Genomic DNA, 17,490 nt, shown 5'->3' on the forward strand with positions numbered 1-17,490 from the left:
TAGCCGACCTGCAAGTCTGCTGTAACTCTTCTGATATGAATAACAATATTGTGCGCGCACTTCTTCTATAGGATTTAAGCACGCGACGACTACCGTAGCACTTTTTCACCTAATATATGCAATTGAACGTCACCAGTTTATTTACTCTTAGATACCATAAACAACTTGTGTGGTATTTCTGGTGGCTTCTGCTACCTGCTGAATAGACAGTTCCAAGGCCTCTGCCATAGCTCGCAAAGTATATGGAATCATATAAGGAGCATTAGTCCTACCCCTGTAAGGCATTGGCGTTAAGTATGGTGCGTCAGTTTCTACCATGACGTGGTCAAGACCCACAATATTGAGAGCCTGACGGATGCCTTCATTGCCTTTATATGAGACTGTCCCAGAAAAAGACAAGTACCAACCATGTTCTGCCGCTACCTGAGCCATAGCAGCATCACCTGAGTATGAATGAAAAACAGTACGCTCAGGAGCTCCATCAGCCAACAGTGTTTCGATGACCTGCTGGTGGGCATCCCTATCGTGGATTTGGAGCGGCAGGTTCAATTCCTTAGCAAGCGCGATATGGTTGCGGAAGGCCTGCCGCTGGATATCCTCGGCAGCCTGGCCCGTACGGAAGAGATCCATGCCAGTCTCACCTATGGCCACTACCTCCTGTGTATGTGAGCTGGCAAGATTGACAACACGCTCAAAAGCCTGATCGAAACTCTGCTCATGCCAAGGCTGGTAGCGAACGGGCAGCCCATCAGGGCCAGGAACCCCCCGGTGACCATGCAGAACAGCTTCATTAGGATGTATAGCCAAGGCTGCCCACACCGTTCCAGGATGCTGCTCAGCAAGTCGCACAGCTGTCTCCAGGCTTGGCAGCTCGCAACCAACATCCACAAAGCCTTCTATGCCTACCTCCTGAGCCTGTTCAATCAACTGTTCCACAGCGTAGACTGGCACCGGCTGCTGGCCACGCGCACGAGCCTGGCGATCCATCTCTGCGGCAAATGGTGGCACAGAAGCCAAGTGTGTATGGTTGTCGACAGCATGAACACCTGTTGGAAGTGCAGGAGGCGCCGGAGCCCAATCCCTTTGACGATGATGTTTGCTCATATGTACTAGTCTAAGTACCAGGGGTACCCATTCGAACGTACCATCACTGTGAATAGGTTACAGGGTTACACTCTCTGTGATAAAGAAAAACGGCTCTGACTACCCCGAGTCAGAGCCGCAGCACTACGAAGATTCCATCACTTACTTGGTAAGGCAGTGGAAAAAACGGTATTCTATTTTGTGCTATTTGATGCCTGTCATCGCGATACCTTGCACAAAGCTCTTCTGAATGAAGAAGAAGATAATAAGCAAGGGTAAGGCAGATATGAGAGCACCGGCCATCACCACACCATAGGGGGTAACAGAAGAGCCGTGACCAGTCAGCATAGCTAGGCCAGCAGTTATAGTCCGCGTCTCCGGCTTAGACGTCATAATTAAGGGCCAGAGGAGATCATTCCAATTGCCCATAAAATTGAACATTGCCACTACCAATACAGCAGACTTAGCATTGGGAAGTACAATCTGCAAGAAAATACGAAATTCTCCTGCACCATCTATACGCGCAGCATTATCTAGATCCTTAGGTAACGAGATAAAGAACTGCCGCAAGAGGAAAATACCACCAACATCAGCCAGTCTAGGAATAATAATGCCCCAGTACGAGTTAACCAGATTCATCGAAGCCAGGAGCTTGTATACGGGAATCAAGAGAGCCATAGCTGGAATCATCATAGTCGCAATAAGCAGGCCCAGCAGGAAACCACGCCCCTTAAAATCAATGCGGGAGAGGCCATACGCAGCCATAGCATCGAAGAAGACTGAGAAAATAGTCACCGTTCCAGCAAAAATTACTGTGTTTACCATTTGGCGACCAATAGGCATTCTTTGGAAAAGCGACGTGTAGTTATCAAAGGTGAACGATGACGGAATAATCTTAGGTGGCCAAGTCTGCGTCAATTTATTAGGGGTAAAAGACGTAATCAAAACAATAAGCAGGGGAAAGATGATGACAATCGTCATCGCAATCAGTAGCACATATGTAAGTGTCCGAGCAATAAGAGAACGGGTGTGGGCCCTCTTCTTTAGCTGATCACTCCTGTGACGTTCACTGCTCACTTGGGAAAGCGATGGTGCTTGTGCAGCGTGACTCATCCGATTTCCTCCTTCTCATGCTTGTTATTACTGATCAGCTGAGCAAGGCCCAAAATCAGTGTCATAATCAACAAAATATAAGACAGTGCTGAGGCGTAGCCCATCTTGCCATTGCCAAAAGCTTCAGTATAAATGCGATACACAATCGTTTCTGTAGATCTGTCTGGACCACCGGAAGTTAAGATGAAAACTTGGTCAAAGACCTGGAAAGAGCCAATCAAACCGAAAATAACCACATAATTAAACGTTGGTCTCAAACCTGGGATAGTGATATGCAAGAATCGCTGCCAAGCATTAGCACCGTCCAATGATGCCGCTTCATAAAGTTCTTGAGAAATGCCTTGTAAACCAGCTAAAAAGATGACCATGAAATAGCCAAAATTCTTCCAGATAGTAATGGCGATGATGGTTGCCAGCGCTGTAGACTTAGACCCTAAAAGATCTAGGTGCTGGATGCCGAAATACTGATTAGCCCAATATGGAATCAGACCGAGCGAAGGCGACAGCAGGAAACTCCAAGCTATTGAAGCCACCGTCAGCGAAATAATAAACGGCATAAAGAGGCAAGTACGGAAGAACCCAACGCATTTTAAGTCCTTGCGGTTCAGTAAAAGCGCAAACGCTAGGGCAACAATAACGACTAGAGGTGCATAAAAAACGGCATAGATGACAGTATTGCGGAAGTCAATCCAAAAGTCGCCGTTAGTAAAGAGCTTCGCATAATTTTCGAAGCCCACGAAGCGTCCACTGCGGTTAATACGGTCTGTAGTCAGTGAAGTAAAGAATGTTTTAACAGTGGGATAAAAAACAAAAACTGTTAAGACAATGAGGGCCGGAGCCACAAAAGCTAGACCAATACGGATATTCCGTCTCGATAAGCTCTTTTTGTTTTCTTGTACCTCCTGGGCAACACCTTGAACAGTTGGAACCTTATGTGATGTGGACATCGATACCTCCAATTCGATGTTGGAATGAAAGCAAGCAGTGACTCACCCTTTAGTCAACGTTCACCCAGGCCCGCCAGCAGAGCGGGCCCAAGCGAAAAATGAGATGGCTTAGATGTTGAGCGAGCCGAGACTCGGATTAGTCTTCAGCCTTGTATTCATCGAGATAACCTTGGATCTTTTTAGCTGACTTGCTGAGCTCAGTACTGAGATCATTGCCAGTACGAGAAGTGTTCTGAGTCAGGGAGTCGACTGTTGCGGCGATATCTCCGAAACCACCCTTAAGACCAGCAATACCAATATAGGATTTGTCGGTATTCTCAGCCACCTTAGCAATTAGCGGACGCTTAGAAAGCTCTTGCGCGGTAACTGTCTTGTTATTGGGTGGATAAGCCGAGCCCAGAGACCACATCACCTGATTATCATGGTTGTTGTAATACTTGAAGAACTCATAAATACCTTTCTTCTTGGCTTCATCCTTCACCTGTGAAGTAACCCACCAATACAGGCCTGTCGAACCAGTGTTGGAGCCCTTCTTACCGTCAGCATACACATATGAACCTTGTCCTTCAGGGACTGGGAAGAGGTCGTGTTTGATACCTTTATCTGTAGCAGCCTGATCTTCCCATGGTCCTACGATAACCATGGCGGACTGACCGGACTCGAAAGACTCACGAGCTGCGGTATCGTCCATACCAGCCTTGGAGTAGCCGGCCTTATAGAAAGCCCGCATTTTTTCCAAGAACGCTTTGTTTTCGGGCGAATCGAGGGTGATTTTACCCTTGGTATCGTAAATACCAGTACCATTACCCTTCAAGAACGGTGCCCATCCTACATCTGCGAGCGCCATGCCATACTGTTTCTTACCAGGATCTGTTAACTTCTTGGCTGTTTCTAGAAGGTCATCCCAAGTCTTTGGATAGTCGTTTTCAGTAAGGCCAGCAGCCTTCCACATATCTGTGTTGTACCAGACAGTAGTGGGAGCATAGCCCATAGGGACAGCGCACTGCTGTTTCTTACCATCGATTTTAAACTCAGTTTGAGCAGTTACACTAGGCAGATAATCTTTGGTACCGTTAGCTGGATCGTCGTAGAAATCCTGTACACATTGGAAAGTGCCGTCAATGGACCAGCCTTGCCCATTATCTGCACCTGTAGTGACGAAGTCTGGTCCGTCACCAGAAGTTACCTTCGTCACCATAGTTTCGCCGATAGTACTCCAGGGCTGAAGCTGGGCATCAATGTGATACTTCTTCTGTGAAGCATTGAAATTATCGACTATTTTCTTAAGGGTCTTGCCGTCAGCCTCAGAGAAGCCGTGCCACATCGTAATGTTTGTTACGCCATCTTTGCCTGTGTTACTACTCTCATTCGAGCTACCACAGCCTGAAAGTCCTACCGTGCCCAGTGTAGCTAGGGCAACAGCTGCGACAGCAGCTTTTTTAAATTTCTTCATCATGTCCCTTCCTCTTGAGAAAGATCTCGACTGTTCAGCAGCCTTGCTACATTACAGACTTCGTAACCTAGCTTCAGTGCTTGGTCGGCAACATTTGGTTATGCGTCCTCACATGCCCATGCCGCCAACTGTTGCCAGCCGCGAAACATGTTTTGCAACGTTGCAAATCTCATAATACCAATTTCTCTAACGATGTACAAGTTCACTCGTAATCCCCAGCAAACCTAATAGGTATCGCCACTTGGCGATAGAATCTCGCCTGTCTTTGGCGTCCAACGGTCATCAGGCGCAGGTTCACCAAAGTCAGGACCATTGTCGGCCCAAAGGACCACTCCCACACGCGCATGACGGTTGGGATCAAACAGCGGATCCCCTTCAATATGAGTGTAATTGCGAGCATGGTAAACTATTACGTCTTGGCTGTCATCCTCAGACACAGTAAAACAGTTATGCCCAGGGCCGTACTGATTATTGGCCTCACACGTCTTAAAAACAGGTTCCTTACTCTTACTCCAAGAGCGAGGATTGAGCAGATCGTCGCTCTCTTGTGCAGTCAGCATACCTACTGCATACGGCACACCTGTACCTGAAGCCGAGTAAGTCACATAAATCTTGCCATCATGTCGCAAAACCGCCGGACCCTCATTCACCATAAAGTCAATGCACTCCCAGTCATATTCTGGTTTAGACAGCATAACTGGTTCTGAGGCCAGAGTCCACGGATTCTCCATACGCGCTATATAAAGGTTGGAATTACCTTCAATTTCAGGATCCTTCTGTGCCCAAATCAAGTACTGCACACCATCAATTACATCAGTCGTGGCATCAAGCGAGAAAGAATCAATGGGCGTATGTATTTGCCCCTTTTCCACCCAGTGATCAGAACAAGGATCTTCGTTGGTATTCTCTAAAACATACATGCGGTGAGTAGGCAAATCGTGAGATCCAAAATCATCTTCTGCCGCAGCAAAATAAATATACCAAGCACCCCCAATTCGATGTAGTTCTGGAGCCCAAATATATCTGCTCATGGGTCCTGAGTCATGCTTGCGCCAAAGAATTTGCTCCTCAGCATGCTGCAAATCATTAATACGATCCGCTTTCCGCAAGATAATACGGTCGTACTCTGGGTGCGAACCAGTGAAATAGTAGTGACCATTATATTTCAGCAGCCAAGGATCTGCACGCTGCAACACAATCGGATTATGATATTGAGACATTTCACATTCCCATCAAGTCATCGTTGAACAATGCAAACTTACAACGTTATAATATACACCAATTCCTCATGATTCTCATCAATTAGCGTTCGCTTGTTATCAGCTGCCCCTTAAGGAAGAGGCAGCTGACCCACCTAAACCGTCGGTACATCAAATCGAACTACTGGCGATGCAATCCTGCCAGAAACACACCAGCACATACCAAACTCAATAGGCCCAATACCAGCGCTACACCTATGACAAAGCCCAGTGAAACACCAGTGTAAGCTAATTGAGATTGAGTAACTGCCTTCATCAACCCATGAGATCTATGTTCACTATTGTGCGTTTCTCGCCGAGACACTGGTAAGGCGATAGCTTTTGTTATATAACCATCTTTACGGTTGTTGAGCGCGTGAGCTGGATCAAATTGCTTATTCACACCTGTAGCGTTTTGGCGTTCCTTTTCCTTGACAGAGTTGTCAATCGTACTTGCGTGCTGTTTTGATTGATCCTTACTCCCAATATTCCCGTCAGTATTTCCATGGTTGTCATCGTTGACGGAGCAAGGCACCGGGGTACTTGATGAGTCCCCCAATATTCGTGAACCCCAAACAGCTACCGCACCTGAAGCAGCAGGAACATCAGAACCAGCATTCGTGAATACGTCACCACCAACACCACTCAACACGATGCGCCGCTGGTTGTACTCATCTACTTGCGTCGCTATAGCAAGCTCATAATTACCATGAATGCCGCTCATCGCTGAACTACCACTCACATGCAACTTGAGGTTGGACCCATGAATCTCCCAGCGCCCTTTTGCCACGCCACCCAAGCTACCATCAGCTTTGAGAACCAATTGTTGAGTTTGATTTATGCCAGCTGCCGTTACTGTCCCTCCTGCATAGAAAGAGGTCGGATTATGCACAACGAATTCATATTCGCCAGGCACTGAACTCGCTTCGGTCACTGCACCCAACTTCCCTGAATACTCATATGGAGAGGAGACCAACCAGCCGTCAGCCGTAGCCAGCATCTGATTTACCCTAACTTGATGTTCTTCTTGGTTACCCGAGGTCCGCACAAAGCGAGAGTGGTACACATTAAAAATAGAACCATCAGCTTCTGTCAGTAACGCATTACCACCTTGAGCAGTCATTACTTCATGCTGTCCTGTTTGATGAACTGAGCTCATAATTCTTAGCCCTCTATTCACAAGCTTATCGTCTGGAAGTTTACGGGTATATATAGCAGGGTTACCATTTTGATCCAGATACGGACCCGTTATCGACCGAGAACGGAATTCGCGCATTTGATACCCACCAGTTTGCGTAAGTCCGCCATATGAGAGCATGAGATACCACCAGTTTCCATGCTTAACCAAGGCTGAACCCTCACCCGAGTTACCATAACCACCCGCTAGCTTATGCCCATAGTAGGCGTCAGAAACATTGGCCTGGGTTGGATATTTCGTGTCATAATCACGAAGCCCTGTGGTTTTATCGAGTTTTATCATCCATATGCCACCAAACCAGGAGCCAAAACTCATCCACAAATCACCATTTTCGTCATATTTGACGCAAGCATCTATCATATTTAAGCCAGTATCTTCTAAGCTGGAATAGCGAGTAAGATCTGGGTGCTGACCAAGTACCTTGAGAACATCAGTCTTACCTGCATTAGAAGCCTGGAAACCTGAGTAAATAACTGGACCCACATACGTCCAGTCCCCTTCGATGTCATCAGCGGTAAGCAGCACCATCACTGACTTTTGGTATGGAAAACCACCACCGTTGATACTCATATACATACACCACTTGCTCATACTGGTGTTCCAAATAACCTCAGGAGCCCACATATTGCCGGCTACATCTGGGTTGGACGCTTGCTTAGGCCAGGAATTCCAGATAGGTGCAAAAATGCGCTCATAATCAGTGCTGAGGTTATTGGTAAACGGCTCCCAATGTTGCAAATCTGTACTTCGAGCCCAAGCACGGTGGGACCCGAAAATGTAATACTTACCATTGGCCTTTACGATGGAAGGATCATGCGAAGAAGTCCTCACGTGACTTGAGTCTGCCCCGGCCGAAAGAGGCTGAAGGCTCACTTGAACTTGCTTAGTTACTGGCTTTGCCAGCTGAGGTACCGTAACAGTAGCCGTAAGCACTACACTACGAGCAGTACCACAGTCAGGACGATGGACTATAGCTGCAACTGTTTGAGAACCAGCGATCGGTTTCTGCGGTCTTACTAGGTTAGGATCAGACGACTTCCAGCTGATTCTACCCTCTACATGATATGCAGGTAGGCTCATACGAGCAGGCAGCAGAAAATCACCCCGCACATCATCGGCCCGCTCAACCTGTATAGCATCCGCAATTTTAGAAGCTAAGCCATCTGTACCCACACGTTGAGGAACCAGAACTTGAAAAGCACGGGTGACATGTCGACTGGGTTGCGCCATACCCGGTAGCGGTTGTGCCCTTGCAGTTAGCGTTACCTGCTGATCACTTGAGGATTGATGTACCCGCGCTTGTGCACGGTCGGCATCAATAGTGATTATTGACGGATCAGATGAGGTCCAAGAAAGCTGAGCAGCCGGCGTGGTGGCGGGTAAAGCAAAATCGTCTATCGCAGAAGACGGTAAAGTCAATCCGTGCAATTGCTCATCCAGCAAGCGACCAACCCCATCAGGCTGCAAACTTTGTGCTATCTGCATAGGAGTCAGCACACGGTCGTAGATAGCAAAAGCCTTGATGCCACCATGGAAGAGAGCATCACCAACACCCGGATATCTCGATTGACCTATGACATTATGGGTCTGATCGCCAAATTGAGCTGGATTAACGGTAGCTTTCGAAGAACCGACTACACTACCATCTATATATAACGTCACTTCATTATTAGTGCCATCGATGGTGGCAGTGAGCGTCTGATAATCACTCATTGACACATTCCGGGAAGCAGAGAAGAAGGTCTCACCAGCACCATTACCTTGAGAAGTTATAGACGTATAGAGCGATGTATGGGTAGAGACAGCCCAAGACCCTTTACTCGCCTGCCCTGTACCACCCAGAGACCACAAGTACGTCCATGGTCCAGAAGCATTGAACGCATCATTTTTCACAACAGTAGAAATAGTTACACTCGAATGGTTGGACAGAAGACCATTGGGAAGCTTGACGTAATAGTTTCCCTGCATAGCCAATGCACCGTCTTGCATTATGGCAGAAGCAGTCGCCTCGTGCTCATCAAGCAAACGAGCATGCCCAACATTAGTTTGAGAACCCAAATTCGCCAGATCATGATCTCCAGCTCGCATAGATGAAAAATCATATTTTACTGAAGGTTGAAGCGTTGGCTGTTCAGACTTTTGTAAATCCTGAACTGCGGACGCCCTAGGAGACACGACTACAGCGCACAGTGTCAGTACCATAGCGGTAACCATGATCACTATCCAAAAAGCTTTTAATCTTCCAGATATCGATTTTCGATAAAACTTGACAATATGACTCATTACACAACTCCTTTGTATGCGTATACCAGCAAGATGCAGGTTCAAACCCGCGCCCTGAGTCACCGATCGTTCATCAGCGAACAACTCTATCTTACAACGTTATAAAGTGCCTGTCTAAGAGGCTTCACACATAGTAATGACAGCTACAAGTGTCTTTACAGCATGCCCTGGCCGGGCTACTTTTGTTGAGTCAGAGGGCGCGTAGAATTCCGTATCTCCAAAGTAGACGCAATCTTGCAAAATACGTGTTCACCAGATTCAACACCGAGTGGACGAACGCCGTCGATCCGGTTTTTCAACACTTGAACAGACAGATGAGCAACATCATGTAAGCCTGGCGAAATCGAAGTCAACGAAGGTGATAAATACTGAGAATCCTCAGAATTATCAAAACCGATAACTGAAATATCGTCAGGCACCTTGAGACCACGCATCTGGATAGCATGAAGGGCACCCGCTGCGAGCATGTCATTAAATGCCACTACCCCATCAGGCACAAGTCCGGAATCCAACAACTCATTCATCGCACTTTCACCATCAACACGATGCCACATACGGGACGGCACAGTCAGTCGCGAATCAAAAGGCAGGCCTGCTTCTTCCAGAGCTTGCTTGTAACCGGTTAAACGCAGGGCTGCGGACCCCAACTCCTCGCCCGGATGTGTACCAATTACAGCAATCTTACGGCAGCCTGACTCAATAAGGTAGGAAGTTGCTCGTTTAGCACCTTCCACATTTTCCGTTGCCACATGATCAACATCACGCGTAAAAATACGCTCTCCTAAAAGCACTATTGGGTATGAAACGTTGAGTTGTTCCACATCACCCATACCTAATTCAAGAGGGCTGTATATAAGTCCATCAATCATTGAGTGCTGAGAACCGTGCAATGCTTCCAACTCACCCTGGCGGGAATACAATGTGGGTTCAACCAGAACCCGTAAACCAAGTTTTTTTGCTTCCTTAATAACCAAGGATGACAGTTGGGCAAAATACGGCAACGTGAGGTCTGGAATCGCAAGCGCAATCATACCTGTATGCCCTAAACGCAAATTTCGTGCAGGTACATTAACCACATATCCCAGCTCTTCAATAGCTTGGTTTACCTTCTGCCGCGTGGTTCCTGAGACAAATTCGTAATCGTTCACTACGTTCGAGACTGTTTTCACTGAAACGCCAGCCCTTTGTGCCACATCTTTCATAGTAGGCATTGAACTGTGCATACTATCCTTCTCAGAAACATCAGGCATCAGATATTCACCTCCACACAAATCTTCGAGTTCGCGGTATTAAGTTCTTCATTACACTGCATGTCGAGAACCGGCATTCCTTCTTCAGACCAATGGACACGTCGAACTTGGGTATCACGCCCACGGTACTCTCCCTCACTATATTCGGCATTGTGGAAAACGTACAGCTGATGCCCATCCTCATCTCGACTCCACATGCCATGCCCCGTACCAAGCTGCCAAGAACCGTTGTAGATACTCGACTTTTGTAGAGGATAATCTAGTTTCGTCCAGTTCTTCGCATCAGTCAAATCTACACCTTGATCCGAGGGAGCGGTCGCTAAACCGGTGGTATAGTCTATGCCTACCAAGGATCCAGAATAAATCAGAAAAATACGCCCATCATGCACAACAGCATTAGGCCCTTCTGCAATCATATTATCCCAAGCAAACTCGGGTACAATAATTTGCCGAGGAAGACTGATCACCCGATCGGGTACAGCTGGATCAAAGCGGGCTATCCAAATTGACCCCACTTGCTGCCAAGCATAATAGCAAGTCCCCGAATCCTCAATGACGGTCATATCCAAACTGATCCTCTCTACCGGATTGAGAGGTGAACCGTCCTTACATAGAATGGGCCGGGGACTATCCCAGTTAGACGGATTACGTGGATCCAAATCTTGGCCTGCACGATCTTTCCTCAGCTGCATAATATGACAAGAACCAGTCCACATGTCAGGCTTACCTGCACACGTATTAGCGCTCCCGTCCGGGTTGGTCAATTCACCGTCAAAACACGGCATAAAGAGGACAGAAAGACGGCCACCGATGATATGAAGTTCTGGAGCCCAGAAGCATCCTGTCATACGCCGGCCTTCACTATTACAATCACCGCATTTGAGTAGGTCAATTTCACACACACGTCCACCTGACTCGTCCGACAAATCTGCGATGGATTCAGCAACCCTCAGAGGCATATGGGTATGCCCTCCTCTAGGATCGACGCAGTTTCCACCTTCGTCTTCAGTGGCCATAAACATGAAGAATTGCCTACCATTCCAAGTGAATGGAACCATCGAAGGATCAGCACGCTCCCTAGCAAAGGGCACTGGATACAACTGCTGGCGGACCCGACCGCGCAAATGACACCGAAAACCGGGCTGTAGTTTTTCTTCCTTCCATGCTGCTTCCAAAAGCGCAAGTTGATTCTTGTCAATTTCAATTCCACGCATAGCCGTAGAGCCGTCAGAATATCTCAGCTGGGCTTGAACACTGGTCAACTGTTCCCGCAACTGATACACAGTATCCGCATGCACATGCAAGGGTTCGACACTGACAGCAGTGTTATACATACGTCCAAACCTGCCTTCAAGCACTTCCGCTTCACACTCGGTTATCGCCACTATATTGCAAGGATGAACATCCGCTATGGGAAAATCTGCCGCCTTCAGCGATTGGTCTGGATCCAAAGCTATTACATCTGAATCTACGGCAACTAGGTCTATACTGAAAGCATTATTCATATCCAGATCGGTCATAGCAGCACAAGCTAGTTGCCCTTGACTGTCATTACAGAAAATCAGATAACATTGCTTTGATTCGTCCCATACTGCTCGCGGTCGGTGTACTCCGTTTGCACCCTTAATATGAATTTGACCAAGACGATCAAAACTTCTCAAATCTTTGGAGACGGCTACAAGAAACGAATCTCGTTCAGATCCATCAGGCTGACCATCTCGATCAGTTCGAGTAGCAATAATACCGAATCGTCCGTCAACTAAGCGAAAGAGCCAGGGGTTTATGAGACTCTTGAGCACAATATCCACACCCGGCATAACTGCATCCCAGTCTATGGCAGAAGAAATTGCCGATTTGGCTTGTCGGGAATGATCATGGTGAGACAAGCCAGGATTAGCAACTTCCTGAACCTTTGGTTCAGGCACAAAGCGGCGCGCAGCAGTACAGGCAACCCGGGCTGACTGGGGCACCCCTTCAACTGGAACACCTGCTGCAAAGAAAATACCATAATTATCGTTCAACGGATACCATGAACCATCAGTTGTTGAACGCAAAGCTAAGTGCATGCTGAACGCAATGTCTGCGTTATTGGCTTCTTCCCTAGACGTAGGTTGCCTGGTATAGCAGAGCAAAGACCTACTACACTCTTCTTCCTGGCGCACACTTACCATAGTGCAATTCCTTTCAGTCGCCTCTGACACACGGGAGCAGAGCTCATTCGCTCTTATCTTTATAACGATATAAACTATACAGTGACACCGTAGAGCAAGCAGCAAAATGGCACATACCTATGAGTTTTTGCATGATTAACAACGTTGTATAAGTGCTCCCGGCGTCTCACGAACGCTGCAAAAGCAGGAAAAGAGAGGAAGTCTTGTCTTCTATGCACAAGCCAACGCGATATGCCAGTCTGCTAGCACTCATAGCTAGTGTCACACTACTGCTCACCTGCATACTTTCTGGCTGTGGAAAAGCTGGCACCAACAATACGCAAGCAGTTGACTCAAACAATAAGGAATCCAACTCTTCTTGGCCTTCCCCCAAACGAATCTCTGTTCACGATCCTTCGATCGTTAAGGCAGGTAAAGAATATTACACATTTGGAAGTCATCGTGCCTATGCACGTTCCTCAGATATGATCAACTGGACCCCATTTACTAACAACTTGAGTACAGACTATGAAACCATATTTGCCGACATTTGGAAGGAATGGCCTCAGCAGTCTTCTAACCCAGATGTCAAAGGAAACATGTGGGCACCAGATGTTATATACAACAAAGCCTTAAAAAAATGGACCATGTATCTGAGCCTGAATGGAGCAGACTGCCGTTCGGTTATCGTCCTTCTAACTGCCGACCGTATCGACGGCAACTGGACCTATGTAGGGCCAGTAGTTTATTCAGGCTTTAATCAGGGTAACTTTTTCTCTACTGACGTAGGAAGAGTTCTCGGGAACAATGCAGATATAACGCGCTACCTCTCCACAACCGATACTGGCATTAATGCTATTGATCCTTCCGTAGAGTACGACGAAAATGGCAATCTCTGGATGACCTTTGGTTCATGGTTCGGCGGAATCTGGATGATTAGATTGGACCCCAGTACAGGTCTGCGTGATTACACAATAACTTATCCCACCGAAGCGAATGTCTCCGACGGATACTATGGACATAAACTAGCAGGGGGTTATGGTAATTCCGGAGAAGGTTCATACCTAATTCACGTCAACAATTACTGGTTTCTCTTTCTTTCTTATGGACACTTAGAACAGAAAGGCGGCTACCAAATCCGCATGTTCCGCTCTCAGTCCATCACCGGACCATACGTAGACGAAGATAATCACCCTGCCACCTCTATAGGACCTTCATCCAACAATTGGACTGATAGTACAGGCGTCAGACTCCTCTCCTCCTATCAATGGTCTGGCAGCAGTAAAAGCCATATTGAAGTTTCACAAGGTCACAATTGTGCACTTGTTGATACTGACGGAACCATCTACTTGATCTATCACACTCGATTCAGTGATCGAGACGAAGAACACCAAATACGAGTGCGCCAACTCATGACCACAGCCAACAACTGGCTGGTAGCATCCCCCTATGAATATAGGGGAATAAAAGCTAATCCAAAAGGTTACCCAGCTGACCAAGAGTCAGGCAAGTATGAACTGCTGTTCCACCGTCAGGACCAATACTTCAAAGGGCCTCACAAGGTGACAGACAAGAACTCAACGAATTACCGTGGCGTCAATCAACCACAACGGGTTCGATTTGAATCAGACGGCACTGTAAGCGGAGATGTTAACGGCAGTTGGAAGAGAGCAATCGACACCAATCAGATAGTGCTTACCATAGAGACTGGTAGTTACGCGGGACAGTACCAAGGAGTGTTCTCTTATGTACCCCGAGAGCAAGATGGCAAAAAGGTTATGACCTTTTCTGCCATCGGCTCCAACCTTTGCATCTGGGGATCACGCTATTAAAAGAAAGCTAACAACATTATGGAACTCTACCCGGCAGCAGAACACGGTATAGCCTATATTCACGATCCGGCAATCACTAAAGAGGGTGACTGCTACTATATTTTCGGCACCCACCGCCGGTTTGCCAAGAGCTTTGATTTGCTCCACTGGGAACGTCTCGACAATAACATTACCCGGAATTATAAAACCTTATTTAAAGACCTATGGCAATCATGGCCACAGCAAGAAACTAACCCTAATATAGATGGAAACATGTGGGCGCCTGACGTGATTTGGAACCCATCTTTAGGTAAGTGGTGTATGTATATGAGCATTAATGGAGATAATTACCGTTCTCTTATCGCCCTGCTTACCGCAGACCACCTAGACGGAGACTGGGATCTGGTTGGACCTGTTATATACTCAGGCTTTACACCTGAGAATGTAGGGAAAACCGATGTGCCACAAGTGTTAGGCAACCATGCAGATATAACACGCTACCAATCTCTAACCAACACCCGCATCAACGCCATCGACGCTGGCATCAATTTCGATGAACATGGGAAACTGTGGATGAACTTTGGCTCTTGGTTTGGTGGCTGCTGGATGGTTCAGTTAGACCCAACCACCGGCCTGCGCGATTATACAGTCGAATATCAAACAATCGCCAACGTTTCTGACCCTTACTATGGGGTGAAGTTAGCTGGCGGATATTGGAATTCTGGCGAAGGAACTTACCTCATGCACTACGGGGACTGGTGGTACCTCTTCATTTCTTATGGCTGGCTGGGACGTACCGGCGGTTATCAGGTTCGAGAATTTCGTTCGCATTCCATCACCGGTCCCTACCTCGATGAAGCAGGAAATCCTGCCATCTCTACCAGTAAAGTTGCCAATAACTGGACAACTTCCACCGGCATTCGTTTGCTATCTTCTTACCAGTGGATAGGAGGTCCACAACAAGATGGACCAATAGAAGTTGCCCAAGGACATAATTCAGCTCTCATTGACTCCGACAGAAGCATCTATATGGTGTACCACACTCGCTTCGCCAACCAAGGAGAGGACAACTACCAAACTATGATCCGCCAGCTCTTGCCCACTGCTGACGGCTGGCTAACCGCTGCACCCTTTACCTATCAAGGCGTACGAGCAGGTCAATCCCACGATAAACTACTGCATGCTGAACAATTAGCCGGTGATTGGGAGGTTATTGTTCACCGCCCCAGCACTTTCTTTAATGATAAGCAAGGAGAGCATACAAGGCACCAAGAAGCAACAGCAGATGGGACAACAGGCATCAATATGCCCTTACTTGCACACGTGGAAGCCAACGGCAGATTCACATTGGACAACACTCAAGGTAGCAAGGATGGGAACTGGCAGTTGCTGCAAGACAAATCGGAATCCATACAGCATATTCAGCTGACCGACGGCTCAGACGACTATGAAGGATGCCTATCGTTCCTTCCCGACGATGCCAGCAACCAATTACGCTTCTGCTTGAGTGCAATCGGCAACAATATCTCCCTCTGGGCCACTAAAATCTGATTGACTGTAACTACAGACCCAACAAGACAACCGCCGAAGCAACTGGCCCATCATGACTTATAGAAATAAGCCACATCAGAGGCTGCTGTTGCTTCATTGACTGTGCCAGTTGAGCCTCCACCGTTTGACTCAAGTAGATACCTGGGCGCCCAAGTACATCATCGATAACCTCAACCTCTGCCCACGGAAAGGTATCAACTGTATAAGGGGGCCTTTGGGAACCTAGGGCTGTGCACCAAGCCTTGAGCACGCTCTCCTTGCCGGCCCACTTCGCAGCCAAGTGCAAACTCGACGCATCACCTTTGCTGGCGGCTAGGGCCTCTGCCTGTCTCAGCTCGCGAACTGAAAACAATTGCCTCATCCTAGAACCTGTCTCCTGCAACAGGCCCTCAAAGGCCCCCACATCAACCAGGTCATGCCCGATCCCAAGTACCCGATTCAGACCACCGTGGACTCCATACTCTTCCATAATTTCTAGTATGCTTCAGAACCACTACAAGAAATTAAGAGCCCAGAGCTACGAACTCCGGTGCAGCATAGTCTTGTTTCCTACAGCCTTCTATGCATCGTTCTTAAACAAAACCTATTCTTGTCATTTCATCATTTTCGAACTGAAGAAAGTATCCAACAGCCGATGCCTCCGCACAAGACGCATCAGCAGGTCTTTCCAGTATTTCTCATTTGACCATAATACAGCTACTTATTCCGACGGCCAATCATGACCAAAACGTCCCGTTCTCAGTTCTCTATGTGTACAAATACGGCGAAGAGTAATAGTACCTTTTGGATTGAAGGGACTATAGATAACGAGAACGTCATCAAGCAAATGAAATTCACCACATCCGTTGTAGAGACCACCACGATTGTCTAAGGTATGAGGTCGACACTGCTCGGGCACCCGACCATATACTTGCAATTCATGTTCCAGCAAGTCAGTTAGCTCCCGAGCTAGTTTAGGATTCCACCGAGAGAGCCGTCGATAATCTTTACGAAAATCCTTAGAGACCTTGAGTTCGTACACGACCGGTTTCTTCCTGGACTATACGATCAAAGAACGCCCTCGTCTCAGCCGGAGTATGTAAGACAATATCATCATCCGCATCATCCTCATCAGCTAAATTGTGCACGAAAGTCTGCACCAGCTCAGTGAGTGTCGTACCCTCTCGACGCGCATTCGCCTCACCTTGCTCAAAGTCAGAGACGGTCAGTGGAACACTGAAATCGATCTTCACATCAGATGCATCCATATCATCCTCTTCCCCTCGAACCGCTATCACTCCATGTTACCCGATGCAACAACTATTAAACGCCTTATCTTCACACATATATGTATGCATCACTTCTCTAGCAGTGCAAACAACCGTGTACAGAACATAAACCGGCACACCTCAGGCAGTAGTAACGTTCGTTAAT

The 17,490-nt window shown here is 47.3% G+C and carries 13 protein-coding genes; 2 read left to right on the top strand and 11 right to left on the bottom strand.

All coding sequences use genetic code 11. The features are described 5' to 3' along the window. Nucleotides 1-147: 147 nt before the first annotated feature. The 8 genes from BOCO_RS04590 to BOCO_RS04625 all read right to left on the bottom strand — a co-directional run bounded on the left by BOCO_RS04590 (nt 148) and on the right by BOCO_RS04625 (nt 12,736). The gene (locus BOCO_RS04590; RefSeq protein WP_094722868.1) at nt 148-1,104 is read right to left on the bottom strand and encodes a TatD family hydrolase; all 957 of its coding nucleotides are present in this window, start codon (nt 1,102-1,104) and stop codon (nt 148-150) included. 183 nt (nt 1,105-1,287) lie between these two features. Continuing rightward, complete coding sequence (locus BOCO_RS04595; protein ID WP_094722869.1) at nt 1,288-2,196, bottom strand: carbohydrate ABC transporter permease; 909 nt, start codon at nt 2,194-2,196, stop codon at nt 1,288-1,290. Then, nucleotides 2,193-3,143 carry a carbohydrate ABC transporter permease gene (locus BOCO_RS04600; RefSeq protein ID WP_094722870.1) on the bottom strand — a complete coding sequence of 317 codons (951 nt, stop codon included), beginning with the start codon at nt 3,141-3,143 and terminating at the stop codon, nt 2,193-2,195. The genes BOCO_RS04595 and BOCO_RS04600 overlap by 4 nt, the downstream gene beginning before the upstream one ends. A 136-nt stretch (nt 3,144-3,279) precedes the next feature. Further along, complete coding sequence (locus BOCO_RS04605) at nt 3,280-4,599, bottom strand: ABC transporter substrate-binding protein (protein WP_244568736.1); 1,320 nt, start codon at nt 4,597-4,599, stop codon at nt 3,280-3,282. A 221-nt stretch (nt 4,600-4,820) separates the two neighbouring features. Beyond that, nucleotides 4,821-5,816 (bottom strand): glycoside hydrolase family 43 protein, encoded by a 996-nt coding sequence (locus tag BOCO_RS04610; protein ID WP_094722871.1) that lies wholly within the window; start codon nt 5,814-5,816, stop codon nt 4,821-4,823. Between the two features lie 160 nt (nt 5,817-5,976). After that, nucleotides 5,977-9,315, bottom strand: coding sequence for a family 43 glycosylhydrolase (locus tag BOCO_RS04615; protein ID WP_094722872.1), 3,339 nt, complete (start codon nt 9,313-9,315; stop codon nt 5,977-5,979). A gap of 176 nt (nt 9,316-9,491) precedes the next feature. Continuing rightward, nucleotides 9,492-10,565 (bottom strand): LacI family DNA-binding transcriptional regulator, encoded by a 1,074-nt coding sequence (locus tag BOCO_RS04620; protein WP_244568737.1) that lies wholly within the window; start codon nt 10,563-10,565, stop codon nt 9,492-9,494. Then, nucleotides 10,565-12,736, bottom strand: coding sequence for a family 43 glycosylhydrolase (locus BOCO_RS04625; RefSeq protein ID WP_094722873.1), 2,172 nt, complete (start codon nt 12,734-12,736; stop codon nt 10,565-10,567). The genes BOCO_RS04620 and BOCO_RS04625 overlap by 1 nt, the downstream gene beginning before the upstream one ends. A gap of 212 nt (nt 12,737-12,948) precedes the next feature. Between BOCO_RS04625 and BOCO_RS04630 the strand changes: the two genes are divergently transcribed. Beyond that, nucleotides 12,949-14,547 carry a glycoside hydrolase family 43 protein gene (locus BOCO_RS04630; RefSeq protein WP_094722874.1) on the top strand — a complete coding sequence of 533 codons (1,599 nt, stop codon included), beginning with the start codon at nt 12,949-12,951 and terminating at the stop codon, nt 14,545-14,547. Between the two features lie 18 nt (nt 14,548-14,565). Then, on the top strand, nt 14,566-16,077 hold the full coding sequence (locus BOCO_RS04635; RefSeq protein WP_094722875.1) for a family 43 glycosylhydrolase: 1,512 nt from the start codon (nt 14,566-14,568) through the stop codon (nt 16,075-16,077). A 10-nt stretch (nt 16,078-16,087) separates the two neighbouring features. On the opposite strand, the gene BOCO_RS04640 is transcribed toward BOCO_RS04635, so the two are convergent. The 3 genes from BOCO_RS04640 to BOCO_RS04650 all read right to left on the bottom strand — a co-directional run bounded on the left by BOCO_RS04640 (nt 16,088) and on the right by BOCO_RS04650 (nt 17,324). After that, a complete protein-coding gene (locus BOCO_RS04640; protein WP_094722876.1) occupies nt 16,088-16,546 on the bottom strand; it encodes a holo-ACP synthase in 459 nt (152 codons plus the stop codon). A gap of 231 nt (nt 16,547-16,777) precedes the next feature. Next, entirely contained in the window at nt 16,778-17,098 is a 321-nt protein-coding gene (locus BOCO_RS04645) for a type II toxin-antitoxin system YafQ family toxin (protein ID WP_094722877.1), read from the bottom strand. Continuing rightward, on the bottom strand, nt 17,076-17,324 hold the full coding sequence (locus tag BOCO_RS04650) for a hypothetical protein (protein WP_094722878.1): 249 nt from the start codon (nt 17,322-17,324) through the stop codon (nt 17,076-17,078). Before BOCO_RS04650 ends, BOCO_RS04645 begins: the two co-directional genes overlap by 23 nt. Between the last annotated feature and the right edge of the window lie 166 nt (nt 17,325-17,490).

The organism is Bombiscardovia coagulans (assembly GCF_002259585.1).
Taxonomy (GTDB): Bacteria; Actinomycetota; Actinomycetes; order Actinomycetales; family Bifidobacteriaceae; genus Bombiscardovia; species Bombiscardovia coagulans.